At 36.6% G+C, this 15,101-nt stretch carries 17 protein-coding genes and 1 riboswitch; of the genes, 4 read left to right on the top strand and 13 right to left on the bottom strand.

What is annotated here, in order from left to right:
- Positions 1–87: 87 nt before the first annotated feature.
- Together APS80_RS02655 and APS80_RS02650 are read right to left on the bottom strand one after the other, a co-directional pair.
- Complete coding sequence (locus APS80_RS02655; RefSeq protein WP_059106742.1) at positions 88–1,473, bottom strand: RecQ family ATP-dependent DNA helicase; 1,386 nt, start codon at positions 1,471–1,473, stop codon at positions 88–90.
- A complete protein-coding gene (locus APS80_RS02650) occupies positions 1,451–2,428 on the bottom strand; it encodes a YpbB family protein (protein ID WP_059106741.1) in 978 nt (325 codons plus the stop codon). The genes APS80_RS02655 and APS80_RS02650 overlap by 23 nt, the downstream gene beginning before the upstream one ends.
- A gap of 106 nt (positions 2,429–2,534) precedes the next feature.
- Between APS80_RS02650 and APS80_RS02645 the strand changes: the two genes are divergently transcribed.
- Entirely contained in the window at positions 2,535–2,783 is a 249-nt protein-coding gene (locus tag APS80_RS02645) for a ferredoxin (RefSeq protein ID WP_059106740.1), read from the top strand.
- A 208-nt stretch (positions 2,784–2,991) separates the two neighbouring features.
- Here APS80_RS02645 and APS80_RS02640 read toward each other — a convergent pair whose 3' ends face one another.
- From APS80_RS02640 to APS80_RS02615, 6 genes are all read right to left on the bottom strand, one after another.
- Positions 2,992–3,540 carry an ECF transporter S component gene (locus APS80_RS02640; protein ID WP_059106739.1) on the bottom strand — a complete coding sequence of 183 codons (549 nt, stop codon included), beginning with the start codon at positions 3,538–3,540 and terminating at the stop codon, positions 2,992–2,994.
- 73 nt (positions 3,541–3,613) lie between these two features.
- Positions 3,614–3,749: riboswitch (FMN riboswitch) on the bottom strand.
- Positions 3,750–3,834: 85 nt separating this feature from the next.
- Positions 3,835–5,592 carry an ATP-binding protein gene (locus APS80_RS02635; protein WP_059106738.1) on the bottom strand — a complete coding sequence of 586 codons (1,758 nt, stop codon included), beginning with the start codon at positions 5,590–5,592 and terminating at the stop codon, positions 3,835–3,837.
- Positions 5,585–6,298, bottom strand: coding sequence for a response regulator (locus APS80_RS02630; RefSeq protein WP_059106737.1), 714 nt, complete (start codon positions 6,296–6,298; stop codon positions 5,585–5,587). The genes APS80_RS02635 and APS80_RS02630 overlap by 8 nt, the downstream gene beginning before the upstream one ends.
- Positions 6,299–6,426: 128 nt before the next feature.
- Positions 6,427–7,164, bottom strand: coding sequence for a pseudouridine synthase (locus tag APS80_RS02625; RefSeq protein ID WP_059106736.1), 738 nt, complete (start codon positions 7,162–7,164; stop codon positions 6,427–6,429).
- The gene (gene scpB, locus APS80_RS02620; protein WP_059106735.1) at positions 7,157–7,708 is read right to left on the bottom strand and encodes an SMC-Scp complex subunit ScpB; all 552 of its coding nucleotides are present in this window, start codon (positions 7,706–7,708) and stop codon (positions 7,157–7,159) included. The genes APS80_RS02625 and scpB overlap by 8 nt, the downstream gene beginning before the upstream one ends.
- Positions 7,689–8,426, bottom strand: coding sequence for a segregation and condensation protein A (locus APS80_RS02615; RefSeq protein ID WP_059106734.1), 738 nt, complete (start codon positions 8,424–8,426; stop codon positions 7,689–7,691). Before APS80_RS02615 ends, scpB begins: the two co-directional genes overlap by 20 nt.
- Positions 8,427–8,517: 91 nt before the next feature.
- On the opposite strand from APS80_RS02615, the gene APS80_RS02610 reads away from it, so the two are divergent.
- Positions 8,518–9,021 carry a DUF309 domain-containing protein gene (locus tag APS80_RS02610; protein WP_059106733.1) on the top strand — a complete coding sequence of 168 codons (504 nt, stop codon included), beginning with the start codon at positions 8,518–8,520 and terminating at the stop codon, positions 9,019–9,021.
- Between the two features lie 26 nt (positions 9,022–9,047).
- On the opposite strand, the gene xerD is transcribed toward APS80_RS02610, so the two are convergent.
- From xerD to APS80_RS02595, 3 genes are all read right to left on the bottom strand, one after another.
- Positions 9,048–9,935, bottom strand: coding sequence for a site-specific tyrosine recombinase XerD (gene xerD, locus APS80_RS02605; RefSeq protein ID WP_059106732.1), 888 nt, complete (start codon positions 9,933–9,935; stop codon positions 9,048–9,050).
- Between the two features lie 33 nt (positions 9,936–9,968).
- Entirely contained in the window at positions 9,969–10,415 is a 447-nt protein-coding gene (gene fur, locus APS80_RS02600) for a ferric iron uptake transcriptional regulator (RefSeq protein ID WP_059106731.1), read from the bottom strand.
- A 104-nt stretch (positions 10,416–10,519) separates the two neighbouring features.
- On the bottom strand, positions 10,520–11,062 hold the full coding sequence (locus APS80_RS02595) for an NUDIX hydrolase (RefSeq protein ID WP_059106730.1): 543 nt from the start codon (positions 11,060–11,062) through the stop codon (positions 10,520–10,522).
- Between the two features lie 185 nt (positions 11,063–11,247).
- Between APS80_RS02595 and APS80_RS02590 the strand changes: the two genes are divergently transcribed.
- Entirely contained in the window at positions 11,248–12,162 is a 915-nt protein-coding gene (locus APS80_RS02590; protein ID WP_059106729.1) for an aldo/keto reductase, read from the top strand.
- 416 nt (positions 12,163–12,578) lie between these two features.
- Here APS80_RS02590 and APS80_RS02585 read toward each other — a convergent pair whose 3' ends face one another.
- Complete coding sequence (locus APS80_RS02585) at positions 12,579–13,337, bottom strand: SDR family NAD(P)-dependent oxidoreductase (RefSeq protein WP_059106728.1); 759 nt, start codon at positions 13,335–13,337, stop codon at positions 12,579–12,581.
- A 163-nt stretch (positions 13,338–13,500) separates the two neighbouring features.
- Here APS80_RS02585 and proC point away from each other — a divergent pair, with 163 nt between their 5' ends.
- Positions 13,501–14,331: a pyrroline-5-carboxylate reductase gene (gene proC / locus APS80_RS02580; protein ID WP_059106727.1), complete on the top strand. Its 831-nt coding sequence runs from the start codon at positions 13,501–13,503 to the stop codon at positions 14,329–14,331.
- Positions 14,332–14,398: 67 nt separating this feature from the next.
- Here proC and APS80_RS10805 read toward each other — a convergent pair.
- The coding region (locus APS80_RS10805) for an MBL fold metallo-hydrolase (protein ID WP_059106726.1) at positions 14,399–15,101 on the bottom strand (703 nt) is incomplete at its 5' end.

Below are 15,101 nucleotides of genomic sequence, written 5' to 3'. Positions count from 1 at the left end.
AACGACGTATGTATGATTTTTTCAAACGATGATACATAATGCTATACGTCGTATTATAGCTTTTTTGAAATGTTGAATCAAAATATTTTAGTGCGAAAGGAATAAATTTCCCAATTTCTCAGTATAATCCATCTTCCTTTTGACTTTTTTATGGTTTTTGACGTCAATCTCAGGTGAGTCACTGTCACAATCGCAACAGTATTCAGGTTGTGTGTCCATTGTTTCATTGAAAAATGATAATAAATAATCTCGACGACACCGTTCTAAGTTTTTGTAGCCCAACATCTTAATATAGCCTTGTTGCTTTCGCTCAAACGAGATTTTAAAGATACGTTTTATATCAGAAAACGAATAGTAACTATTTAAAGTTGTGATCACTTCTTCTTTATCGGGTTCAATAAATTGACCAGCTTCATACATTTCGACATCTTCTTCTGTAAGCATATCTGTAAATAGCAAAGTAGAAAGTAAATATTGATCATCAGGTTGATACAAACTGATAGCCTGACTTTGTGCCCCGTCTCTTCCCGCGCGACCTATTTCTTGCATGTAATTCGAAGGACTCGTTGCGAGATGAAAATGGATGACCGTGCGCACATCTTTTTTATTGATCCCCATGCCAAAAGCACTTGTTGCGACAATAATAGGAATTTCATTTTGCACAAATTGTTGCTGAACTGTATAGCGTTCTTGATATGTTAAATCACTATGGTAAATACCTGTTAAGTACCCAGCCTGGTAAATAGCTTCTGCCAAGGTTAAACACATTTTCTTCGAAGACACATAGATGATCGTAGGTCCAGAATGTGAAATAAATGACAATAACCAGTCTATTTTTTCGTCATCATCTTCAAAATTTAAATGTTGTAACGCGATATTAGGTCGATTCATCGTTGTTTTCACAACTTGAAACTGACAGTGCATCATCTGTGATAAATCGTCAGCCAAGTGTGGAGGCGCTGTTGCAGTGAGTGCGAGTAATGTCGCTTCATTAAAATGTTGGGTCACCTTGCCCATCAGTGCATAATGCGGACGAAAATCATAGCCCCACTCAGAAATACAGTGTGCTTCATCTAAGACTATCATCCCAAACGGAATATCTTGAATGCGTGCAAAGTTTTGCGGCTGCAAGATAAACTCAGGGCTCAAGAAAACAAAGCGACTATGCTTGAGCCGTTGTAAGTTATGTTTTTTCTCACTTTCATCCATACCAGAATGGACATGGCATACGGACCGTTCCCCTTGTGCTTTCATTAGCATGACTTGGTCGTCCATGAGTGAAATTAAAGGGGAAATAATCAAAGTAGGTTGTTGTTTAATATATGTAGGTAATTGGTAACATAAGCTTTTCCCGCTTCCTGTAGGCAGAATACCTAATGTGGGTTTCCCAGCGAGCACTTGGTTAATGACATCCTCTTGTCCTGGTTTGAACGAATCAAAGCCAAACCATTTATTCAACGCTTGTTGTAACACCGAGTTCACCTCTTTCTATACCTACAATCAATAATTTAATTTGAAAATAATCCAATTCATCCATCATTTCCTTATATTCTCTTAACCGGAGTGTAGGTTGAGCAAGATAATATGTTTTAAACTTCGTGAGTTGCGCATTGGAAACGAAATGTGTGTAATCTGCGATATAGCCTTTGATAAACAACTCTAAAATATGATCTTCAATAGTATTGATTTTTACGTGTTTATGTCGTGCAATCTGGTCCATCGTCTTACCTTGCTGTAAGTGCACATATGTTTCACTCGTATTATAAGATAGCGGTGGATACACAATCAGTTGATTTAAAATAGGATATCGATCGACATCTTCGAACTCAAACATCATTTCAACTAAGCCATTATATTCCAAACGGAACACTTCTGTTTCATCTAAACCTTCGATCAAACTGATTTGTTGCCGGGTATACATGGCTTCCTCATATCCTTGTAGATAGTAGTGTAATACACTTTGTTCTTGTTGTTCATCCAAGTGTTTAAATAACTGGTACAGTTCATCGATAAAAGCAGTAACTAAATCATTGTTTTGAATATAATAAAATAATTGCTTTACGCCTTTTTGTATTACAGCTTGTTCGGTTAACGGCATAAAAGCTTTATTGTTTCTTTCTACATGAGACACAGTTTGAATAAGTAATTGCAACGCTTTAAAGGTCAATGATAAACTGTCATAACTAAAACGTGGATGCACCTTAATCATTTCAGATGAGTCAGTTGTCTGATGGTGTTGATCTGAAATAATATCTTCAAAAGTCGTGTATTTGAGTTCTGGTAAAATGTGATATAATGACATGAGTCTTTGACTGCACGCATCAAAAAAGGTTTGATGGCTTTTCTTACCATTTACAATATTATAGATACTTTTGTCAGTTTTATATGTATGTGCATGATTGAGTGCATACTGAATAATTGATTCCATGTTCTATTCCCCACTTAAAAACGAAAGCATTGAAAATTTCAAACGGTATAAGTACAATATTATTTGTATCGTTAGTGTAGCATTTTTATCAAAGGAGGCGAAGAAATTGGCTAAATATACAATAGTTGATATGGATACTTGTATCGCTTGCGGTGCTTGTGGCGCAGCAGCCCCAGATATTTATGATTATGACGATGAAGGTATTGCGTATGTTATCTTAGATGATAATGAAGGCACAGCTGAAGTACCCGAAGAACTATATGAAGATTTGGAAGATGCCTCTGAAGGTTGCCCAACAGACTCTATTAAAATTGCAGAAGAACCATTTGATGGTGATGCATTAAAATTTGAATAATCGTGTGTTAACTCCTATTGTAAAACATATTTTAATATAGATGGCATAGTCATTAACCATGCGTTGAATGACTGTGCCTTTTTTATTTTTTCTCTTTTAAATTAGCTCCAATATTAAAAGGCTGGAACCTCTTAGTCCCAGCCTCAATTTCTTCTATATATTTAATACTTTTAATCCAATCCAAGTACTTTAATTTTCATATTAATTACTAATCACGAATAAGTACGTTTTTCAACCGTTTAAATAATAATATAAATACGAGTGATACGAGTAAACCTTTAATCAAGTTAAACGGTACAACACCTGAAACGATGATGACTTTAATATTTTGTACAACATCTGTTAAATTCATAATCATGCCGTATAACGGTAACAGCAAGAAATAATTCAAGATGCTGAGGACGACTGTCATCACAAGTGTACCCGCGATTGCACCTATAATGAGTGATTTAGTTTGTGTTTTATATTTTGTAGCGTAATAAAATGTCACAATAAAGCTCGTTGCGGCTAAGAAGTTCGCAAACGGCCCCACTGGATCTCCTACATTAAATAAAAAATTAAGTAGATTTTTAATAAATGCGACGATGATACCGACCAATGGCCCAAATGTAAAGGTCGCAAAGAGCGCCGGCACATCACTAAAATCCAATGTTAAGTAAGGTGGTAAAAATGGAATAGGGAATTTGATGAACATCAAAATAAACCCTATCGCACTTAACATGCTGATTAGGATAAGTTTTCTTGTTTGTTGTTGCATATTCAATTATCTCCTTCCATTCATCTTACAAAGAATAGGAGGATTCGCCTAATTGATTGCACAACAAAACATCCTCCATCTTCTCCCATCCAGACTATACTGTCGGCTCTAGATTCTCACTAGATCAGCCACAACTCATAAACACGAGTTGCAGGTCGCAGGCTTCATTTACTGCCGGTTGGGACTTGCACCCGACCCCGAAGATGAATTTGTATTAATTTTTAACAAAAAGATTATAGCGCACACTTTACATAAACTCAAAAATATTGCTTAACTGAAACTTTGAAATTGTGGTTATGATTCAGATTGAGGTTTAGGCAATTTAATAATGAATTGCGTTCCTTTACCTCGCTCACTTTTAACATCAATTGTACCCCCATGGCCTTCAATGATCATTTTACAGATGAAAAGACCTAAACCTGTACCTTGTTTGCCACGTTTACGAGATGCATCAACTTTATAGAAACGATCAAAGACGAGTTCTAAGTGCTCAGGTGCGATACCGGTACCTGTGTCTTCAATATATAAGATTTGGTCTTCTTGATTTTCCCCAGTCTTAATCGTGATGGAATCACCAGGCTCTGTATAACGCATTGCATTGTCTATGAGATTTGTGAGGACTTGTTCGAGACGATCCGTATCATAATCCCACAATTCTTGGTTCGTTCCTGGATTTAACTCGAGTTGTAATTCTAAGCTGTCTGCCTGTTGTTGATATTTATGTTGCATTTTCTCGAGTAACGTATCAATAGGCTGTGTTTCTTTTTCTATCGTTAATCCTTCTGCGTCCATCCGAGCAACGTTTAATAACTCATTGACGAGACGATTAAGTCGTTTAGACTCATCTAATACGATAGAAAGTGTATCGTGAATTTCCTCCGGTTCAGTCACAACGCCATCGACAATCGCTTCTGTATAACCTTGTAAGAGAAAAATCGGTGTGCGTAAATCATGAGAGACGTTTGCGATGAAGTCTTTTTTCATTTGATCAACATTATGTTCACTCGTCATGTCACGAATGACCGCAACGATACCACTTTGACCATCAGGTTGAATCTGTTCAATATAACTCATGATAACTACGTAATAGCGCGTGTTAATTTCATATTCTTGGAACTGTGTTTGTTTTAATTGTAACGTGCGTTCATTTTGTTCAATCATTTTTTCAAAGGTATATTCGTCCATGCTTCTGACAATACGTTGTGCCATATCATTAGATAAAATGACTTCTTTATCATCATTGAACCCAACGACGCCTTCTACCATCGAATCGAGAAGTGAATCTCTAATTTTTTTAGATGAAGAGAGCGCTTCGATGTGACGTTGAATTTCAGCGCTCATCGTATTAAATGCACGTGATAATTCACCGATTTCATCTTTCGTGTTAAGCGGCGTCATCTGACTATAATTGCCTAAAGATAAGTTAATTGCCTGTATTCTCAACTGTCTTAAAGGTTTTGTAATTCTTGATGATAAGAAAAAGGCAAATACCGTTGTAATCGCTAAAAAGATAACCGCTGTAATCAAGATAATAATCGTAATGACATTATTCGTTTGTTGAATGTGATTTAAATCTTGATAAATAAACACTGCTTGATGCTCACTATTTGATGTTTTACTTCCTGGATAGCCAACTGTGATGAAGGTGTGTAAATTGCCTTCTTTTTCTACTTGTAAGTGTTCGACGAGTTGTTTACCATCATCGAAAACAGCATCATATTTATCAGATTGTTGAAGCGCCTCTAACATTTTTGATTTCGTTTTGGTGTGGTCATCATCACTTTCTTGATTTTTTCCATCCATGATGATGAGTCCGACTGAACCTTCAATTAACTGGCGGCTCAGTTGAATCGCCGTTTCCTTATCATCAGTTTGTTCGACAACTTGATTGACCCGCTTCGCATCTTCTAATAGATTCTCTTCTGTTTCTTTCGTCAAGTACGATTGTAAGAACGTGATGAGTGCAGCACTTAATAAAATTAAAACTGTCGTTACTATTAAGATAATAGTTAACCACAGTTTATTAACGACATTATTCAGCCGATTAATCATTCGTTGGGACCTCGAATTTATAACCTACGCCCCACACTGTTTGTATCATTTGCGCTGCATCCTCTGACACACGATTTAGCTTTTCACGTAAACGTTTGACATGTGTATCGACAGTTCTTAAATCACCATAAAATTCATAGTGCCAAACTTCTTTTAATAATTGTTCACGATCAAAGACTTTGTTTGGTGTCTTAGCTAAGAAAATGAGTAGCTCGTACTCTTTAGGTGTTAAGTTCACCGTCTCTTCATCTGCGAGCACACGATGCGCATCATTATCGATAGTAAGATGAGGAAACTCGATTAAATCACGTGCATGCGGTTCACTTTGTTCTGTCGAAACCACTTGTGTACGGCGTAGCAGCGCTTTGACTCTCAACACAACCTCACGTGGTGAAAATGGTTTAACAATATAATCATCTGCGCCTGTTTCAAAACCTTTGACGCGATTTGTTTCTTCACCTTTTGCTGTGAGCATAATAATTGGTGTGTCTTTTTGTACACGTAGTTTTGAAGCTACTGAAATGCCGTCTAGTTCAGGTAGCATGAGATCGAGTAAGATACAGTCATAATCTCGTTCCAATGCCATGTCCAGTGCTTCTTTACCATCTTTTGCTTCATGAATTTCAAAAGATTCTCTTTCTAAATATAATTTTAATAATCGTCTGATGCGATCTTCATCATCGACAACTAAAATTTGATTTGGCATGCTGCATACCTCCAAGTTATGTTACATTCTACTTAACACAATTATATCACATGATTTTATTAAAAACTAAAACATTGTATAAAAATAGTTTGTATATACATTATATTTTAAATTTAAATAGTACTAGGCTATTTACCGTTCTCTGCTAAGTGACGTAACACCTTCACCTCATGCGGAGTCAGCACTCTTCCTTGACCCGCATTTAAGCCAGTTAAATCAAGTGGACCAAACTCAGTACGTTGGAGTTTATTCACATGATGACCAAAATATTCGAACATACGTCTTACTTGTCGATTCCGTCCTTCCGAAATCGTAATTTCTACTAGTGTTGTATTCTTTTCTTTATCTTGGTTTTTGATTTTAACTTGTGCTGGTTGTGTAAAACCATCTTCCAATTCAATGCCTTGTTCTAACGCTTTCACTTCTTCTCTCATGAGGTAGCCTTTCAACTTCGCCACATATTTTTTCTTAATCTTGTAACGTGGATGAGTCATCAAATTAGTGAATTCCCCATCATTTGTGAGTAAAAGCAGGCCTGACGTATCATAATCTAAACGACCTACTGGATAAATACGTGTTTCTAAATCATCAAAATAGTCTAGAACCACTTTACGTCCACGGTCATCAGAGACACTTGTGATCACTTGTGCGGGTTTGTAGAACAAGATATAGAGTTTATCTTCTTGTTCGAGTTTCACACCTTCGACTGAAACTTCATCAGAAGGTTTCACTTTTGTACCCAGTTCAGTCACGCGTTCACCGTTGACTTCTACTTTACCTTCACTGATGAGCGTTTCTGCTTTACGTCGTGACGTATAACCACTATTTGCGATCCGCTTCTGTAATCTTTCGAATTCCTTAGCCATTTTCATTGTCTCCTTTTTGATTCACTAAATTATTAAAGAACGCTTCTATCTCTTCATCTTCTTCATCTGTCGTTGGTAGTTCATCTAGTTGTGAAATACCAAATACATTGAGAAAGTGACTTGTGGTATACAGTTGTTGACTGCGAGAAGATGCTTCAGATTTTGCTTCAATCAGTCCTCGTGCAATCAGGGTCTTCACTGCACCATCTGAATTAATACCACGAATCATCTCAATATCACTTCTCGTCACGGGTTGATTATAAGCGATGATGGATAGGGATTCCATCGCTGCTTGGGATAATTTCATTTTACTATTGGATTTAACGAGCTGTTCGATATAAGGCGCTGCTTCTTTTCGTGTCGTCAGCACATATAGCGTACCAAACTGTTGAATCACTAAGCCTCGCGATTGATAGTTTGCGACGTATTGTTGTAGTTCTTCTTCGGAGATTTGTAATGCTTCAGTTAATTGCGCTTGATCTAGTCCTTCATCTCCTGCTGTATACAATAACGCTTCTAGTATCTCATCCGTTTCCAACGCCATAATTCACTCCTCTATATATTTGAATGTCTTCAAAATCTTTAGGTTGTTCTATATTAATGTGACCTGATTTAGCCATTTCTAATATTGCTAAAAAGTGTGTCACTACCATCTCAACGGGTTCATTAAAATGAAACAGACTGAAGAAGTTGAATTCATCGTGGTCAGCTAAACGCTCTGTGACAACATGTGTTGCTTGTTGAATGGTAAAGGTCTCTTTATGTATTTCAACCGCTTTAGGTGTTTGATAATCGACTCTATTTTTTACTTTTTGATAAGCGATGATGAGTTTCGTTAAATCAATCGTTTGGTTCTCATCCCACGTTTCATTGCTTTCTAAATGCGATAAATCCGTTGGGTGTTTCGAAAAATAATGTTCTCTTTCTTCTTTTTTATCGGTCAAAATTTCAGTATAGGCTTTATAATTTTGATACTCGATTAAACGACCGACCAAATCTTCACGTGGATCGTCTTCTACCGGTTCATCTTCCTCGGACTGTGGCAACAACATCTTACTTTTGATCATCAATAATTCAGAAGCCATCACTAAGTATTCACTGGCAATATTAATCTCTAATTGTTTCATTGTGTGGATATATTGCATATATTGTTCAGTGAGTGATTTCATGGGGATATCATAAATATCGATTTCAAATTCTTGAATGAGATGTAATAATAAATCTAACGGTCCATTGAACGCATCTAATTTCACTTCGTACATTTTATCTACCTCGACTTACAAGTTAAGTACGTCGTTCACTCAAGTATTATAGCATGTAATGAATTACATTTAAATTTGGAGAGAAATAAATATGCAAGCAGCTTTACAGCAATTTTACTATTTTTTTAACACACAACAACATTATTTTTTATGTCACGATATTCTAGAAGAAGCTTGGAAGGAAAATCCTAGTTATTCAAAAGAAGATGCAGTCGTCAGTCTTATTTTATTTGCGACTGGTTGTTATCATCATCGACGGAATAACTTTAAAGGTGCACGCAAATCATTTAACAAAGCAAAGCGTGTAATCCAACAACATCAACATCCACAACTCGGATTACATATTGATCACTACATTCGACTTATTGATCAACTTCTCGAACTTGCAGAAGAAGCTAAACCCTTCATACCCGTAGAGCTCCCCATGACTGAGGAAATGAAACAACAGGTCATCGAACGCTATCCTGATTATCAATTTACTAAAGTGATGACTGAAGATCGTTATATCATCGATCATCATTTACTCAGAGACCGTCGTGCAGTATTGGAAGCAAGACTACAAGCTTTAAACAATAAACACAAAAATCACCGCTAAGCATAGCCAAATGCCTAACGGTGATTTTATGCGCGAGGATGATAGGTTTGATACATTTTTCTGATCTGTTGTTTTGACACATGAGTATAAAGTTGTGTCGTAGAAATATCAGAGTGACCTAACATTTCTTGGACTGCACGTAAATCAGCCCCATTTTCTAATAAGTGTGTTGCAAATGAATGTCGCAACGTATGTGGGGTTAGTTTTTTATTGATTTGAGCTTCTATACCATATTGCTTAATCATCTTCCAAATGCCTTGGCGTGATAAAGGCTTACCATGCAAGTTTAAGAACAACGTATCTGTCACGGTATGTTTTAGTATTTGAGGACGAATGTCATCGATATAGGTTTGTAGATAATCGATGACCGTTTCACCTAACGGAATAATCCGTTCTTTATCCCCTTTACCATAAACACGAACGAAGCCCATAATGAGATTGACATCTTCGACTTCTAAGTCAATGAGCTCAGTCACCCTCATGCCCGTCGCATAGAGTAACTCTAACATCGTACGGTCACGAAACCCTTTCTTTTTGTTCGTATCAGGGGTTTCTAATAACCGAACGACCTCATCTACTTCTAACACATCAGGTAATCGGCGTTCATATTTGGGTGTTTCTATCAGGACCGTTGGATCTTTCGCAGCGTATTTTTCGCGTAAAGCGAATTGATGAAAGCTGCGAATTGTGGAGATGAAGCGGGCAATCGACTTAGCAGAAGCCCCTTCGTCGTGTAGTTCTCCTAAACATTGTTGTATCGTTGTTCGATCAACGAAATCGATATGGTTGATATGATGATTTGTTAAATACGTTTGGTATTTATTTAAATCTCGTCGATACGCGCCAATGGTATTCTCACTTAACCCTTTTTCTAGCTGAATGAATTTTAAATATTCCTCGATAATTGTATCCATAGCTGAGCCTCTTTCTACAAGCTATTCACTTCATCATTTCCCTTTAGCGATACATTCAGAGCAGACACCATGAAATGTGAGGCGGTGGTCAGATATTCTAAAATTGAAATCATTTTCTACTTTTTCTTCAACTTGTGGTAACAAGTCTTCTTCAATCTCTTCTACTTTTCCACATTCCATGCATACTAGATGATGATGGAAATGCTTTGCTCCCTCTTTACGTAAGTCATAACGAGAAACGCCATCACCAAAGTTGATTTTATCAACGACTCTAAGTTCTGATAATAATTCTAATGTACGATAGACAGTTGCCAAGCCTATTTCTGGCGCTTTATCTTTCACTTTTAAGTAGACATCTTCAGCACTAAGATGGTCTTTTTCATTCTCAATGAGTACTCGCAAAGTGGCTTCTCGTTGTGGAGTCAATTTATAAGAATACTGTTGTAATTGCTGTTTGACGCGATTTAATCTTTCTTCCACGGAAGACACACTCCTCTTATCGGATTATAATCATTTTAATTTGCCTTAATGATTTATCTCTAAAATAACAGTAATTGATAAAATTAGCAAGTAGATTCGCTCGCTTAATTAGAATCATTATAATTAAGTAATAAGTATTGAAGAGCGATAATCGTTTTCGCATCTTCAAGTTCATTATTTTGAAGCATTCGCTTAATCTCAGCTATGGAGTAGCTTTTCACTTCTAAAAATTCATCATCATCGAGATGCATTTCACCTTCTTTGAGATCATCAGCGAAATAGATAGAAGTCTTTTCACTTGAGAATCCAGGTGACCCATACATCTCTGTAATCAATTTTAAATGATCAGCAATATAACCTGTCTCTTCTTCTAATTCTCTTTTTGCAGCTGATTCACGTTCTTCTCCAGCTTCGAGTTTCCCAGCTGGAATTTCTAGTAATGTTTTTTCTGCTGGTTTTCGAAACTGTTCGACGAGTAGGACCCGTTTCTCAGGTGTGATTGCACAAACACATACGGCACCGTTGTGGAAAACGAGTTCACGTTTCGAAGTTTCTCCGTTTTGTAATTCGACATCATGTACTTCAACATCGATGATTTTTCCGTTATAAATCGTTTCTTTAGAAATTGTAGGTTCATTATAATTCATAAAATGACTTCCTTCCTTTTTATATAAAAGCGTTATTTTGATCTATCTTCGCTTTATAAGTTATGGTTAATGATAGCTTATGTGATCTATGTTTTAATGAGTATAGTAGCGTAGAAATATAAGATATATATTATGAAGCAAACTAACCGATATATTAATTTTAGTGTATCGAAAGGAGAAAAGACATGCAAAAGAATATCTTGAAAAGTGGCATTGAATTATCTGAATTAGGATTGGGTTGTATGAGTTTAGGTACAGAATACGATCATGCTGAATCCATTATCGAACGTGCACTTGAACACGGCATTACTTATTTTGATACAGCAGATATGTACGATAAAGGTCAAAATGAAGAAATCGTGGGTAAAGCGTTGAAAAAATATCAAGATAGAGGCGATATTGTTATCGGCACAAAAGTCGGTAATCATCTTAAAGATGATGGTTCTACATTTTGGGATCCTTCTAAAAAATACATCAAATCACAGGTTAAAACGTCATTACAACAACTTGGCGTAGAGCATTTAGACTTGTATCAATTACACGGTGGTACCATTGATGATCCTTTAGACGAAACCATCAGTGCTTTTGACGAATTAAAACAAGAAGGCATCATTCGTGCCTATGGTATTTCTTCTATTCGACCTAATGTCATTAATTATTATTTAGAACATAGTGACATAGAAACACTCATGTCTCAGTTTAATTTAATTGATAATCGTCCTGAAACACTCATCGATCGCGTGCATCAAGAAGGTGTGAAAATGCTTGCGAGAGGCCCAGTATTTAAAGGGTTATTAACATCAAATAGTAACAATGCTTTAGATCAAAAATTCTCAGAAGGTATTTTCGATTATTCATACCAAGAACTCGGTGAAACGATCGCTTCTATTAAAGAAATAGACAACAACTTAACCGCACTCACATTTAACTATTTAATGTCACATGATGCACTTGGTTCTATTATCGTCGGTGCAAGCTCAGTCGAACAATTAGATGAAAATGTTAAAAACTTTAATTATGCGAAAGACATCAGCTTAGATGTGACTAAAGCTGCTCGTGAACGCGTAAAAGATTTAGAATATACAGCACACGTAGATTAATGAGCGTGTCCGCTGTACTTCAATATAAATCAATATGAAATGATTAAAGCACCGTAGCAAACGTTTGCTACGGTGCTTTTTTGGCTCCCCACCATATATGGTGGTTAAATGTAACTATATTAAGCGGTGTTCTACAGATTGCTTACCTGCCCTCGCTTTCCTAGGCGCCTTACTTCAACTAATTTTGGCTAATAAATAACACTTTAAATTACTACATGAATTTAGCCAAAATGGATTTTCAGTTTCGGCTAGATGCCTCAGGAGTCTCGGACGGTGATGCAATCTTTCTAAGCGACTTTATCCGATGTTTCGGGTGGAGTCGCCTTTTTCTTATCTCGTTTATAAAGTCTGAAGATAATAAAAATACTATTTTTAAAGCGTCTTCATCTTTTGTATATAAGAGAAGGATATCTCAATCATGCTTTATTATTGAAGAGTTTCGGACATAACTTTTCTATCCATCTCGGCGCAAGTTGATATCCTTTCAATAAAATATGCATCCATTTCGGTTGATTGATCTCCTCTACTCCGTTGATTATCCCTTTAATAATACGTTGAGCTAAGTCATCGGGATCTAACATAATCCCTTTCACACTTTTAGCGTAAGCCAAAGTTGGGTCTGCTTTTTGATGAAATGGTGTTGCAATGGGACCTGTATTTACCGTCATCACGTGATATGAAGGACGCTCTAACCGTAATGCGTTCAGTGTTTGAATAAATGCCGCTTTACTTGCTCCATAGTGTGAAGCATAAGCTTGTGTCACATGCGCTGCTTGACTACCAATCCCTACAATCGTTGGACGTTCAACGAGATGCGGCTCGACCATACGTAGTAATAGATTAAAATGAACGACATTGAGCATGTAGGTTTGTTTCATTTCTGCAAAGTCGTGGTCTGCCATACTTTTGAAGTAACCCATACCTGCACAATAAATTAAGCCGTGATAGGTATGGTGTTTCAATTGCGGTTCTAACTCCAAAATATCAGCTTCGTTTTGTAAATCACACATGATGAGATGCAGCTGATGACAATCTATATAGGTTTGAAAAGCGGATAAATTTTCAGGATGTCTGACAAGTGCAGTAACAGTCACTCGTTTTTGCAGTAACAGTGTTAATAACGAACGACCTAAACCACTTGTTGCGCCAGTTAAAATAAAATGTTGTCCAATCATTGAAAACAGCCCTCCTTTGACACTTGTATTGCGAGAAAACGTTCATATTTTTATAAAACGCTACGTTTTCATTCTGTTTTATATCTAATCCCTGGGTTTAACCTGGAGTTGAACGTATTTTGTGTTAAGATAAAACCATAATCAAAATAGGATGTGAAGCGATATGAAAATTGTATTTTATGGTGCAGGTAATATGGCTCATGCTATTTTTACAGGAATTATCAATTCCAAAGTGACCGCACCCGAAGACATTTATTTGACCAATCGTTCTAATGAAGATAGATTAAAAAAATATGCTGAAGAACTGAACGTCAATTATAGATACGATGATGACGCATTATTGAAAAATGCAGATTATGTGTTTATAGGTACAAAGCCTTATGATTTTGACGCACTTGCAGACAGAATCGCCCCGCACATCAAAGATGATAACCGTTTCATCTCTATCATGGCAGGCTTACCGATTGACTATATTAAAGATAAATTAAATACAACGAACCCCATTGCACGTATTATGCCAAACACGAATGCACAAGTAGGTCATTCAGTGACAGGCATCAGCTTCTCAAGTAATTTTGGTCCGAAAGCCAAAGATGAAGTAAATGAATTAATTCACGCATTTGGTTCAATCTTAGAAGTTTCAGAAGATCACTTACACCAAGTCACTGCGATTACAGGTAGTGGCCCTGCTTTCTTATATCACGTATTTGAACAATATGTATCAGCAGGTACAAAACTCGGACTCGATAAATCGGAAGTTGAAGAATCTATTCGTAACTTAATCATCGGTACCAGCAAAATGATCGAACGTTCTGATTTAAGTATGGAACAATTACGTAAAAATATCACTTCTAAAGGTGGTACCACTCAAGCTGGTCTAGATGTTTTATCAACATATGACATCGAACACATTTTTGAAAAAAGTTTAAAAGCTGCCGTCAATCGAAGTATTGAACTATCTGCACAAGATAATGACGAAGATGACGATGATTGATAGATTTAAAGGCAACACTGCGTAGTGACTGTGTTTACCGCACCACTACATGGTGTTGCCTTTTTAATTAAAATTGATAACTGTCAAAGTCATTCACAATTTGATATGACGGTGTTTCGTCTGATGCATCAAAAGCTTCACACAGCGCTTCGATATCTTCTAACGTATACCGATTACTGATATGCGTGATTAAACTATGTTTCACATGAGCCTCTCTCGCAAGTTTAAACACATCACTAATGTGACTGTGATGATAGTTGTTCGCAAGTGTTTTATCGCCTTCTAAAAAGGTGCTCTCATGCACCATGACATCCACATCTTGAGCGATGCTATATTCATTTTTACATGGCATCGTATCTCCAAATATTGCGACGCGCTGACCTTGTCTCGTTTCGCCTTTAAAATCATGAGAATTATAAATAAGACCATTATATTCAAATGTATCGTTATCTTTGACTTCTTGATATTTTGGACCTGGTTCTAGTCCGATTTGTTTTAATGCTTGCACATCTATTTTACCTGGTGTGTTTGGCGCCTCAATACGATAGCCAAACGATACAATACCGTGATTTAACAATGCGGCTGTGACCGTAAATCCATCTGCATGATAAGACAGTTCATTTTCAATCTCAATATATGTAATCGGATAATTTAGATGAGACTCTGATAAATGTAATGTTGTTTCTACAAACTGTTGAATCCCTTTAGGTCCAATGATGGTTAAAGGTTTATGTTCCCCACCTTGAAAAGATCGGCTCGTTAGTAGACCG

This window comes from Staphylococcus auricularis (assembly GCF_001500315.1).
Lineage (GTDB): Bacteria > Bacillota > Bacilli > Staphylococcales > Staphylococcaceae > Staphylococcus > Staphylococcus auricularis.
The sequence above is the reverse complement of the archived record's forward strand: the minus strand, read 5'-3'. Positions and strand labels throughout refer to the sequence as shown.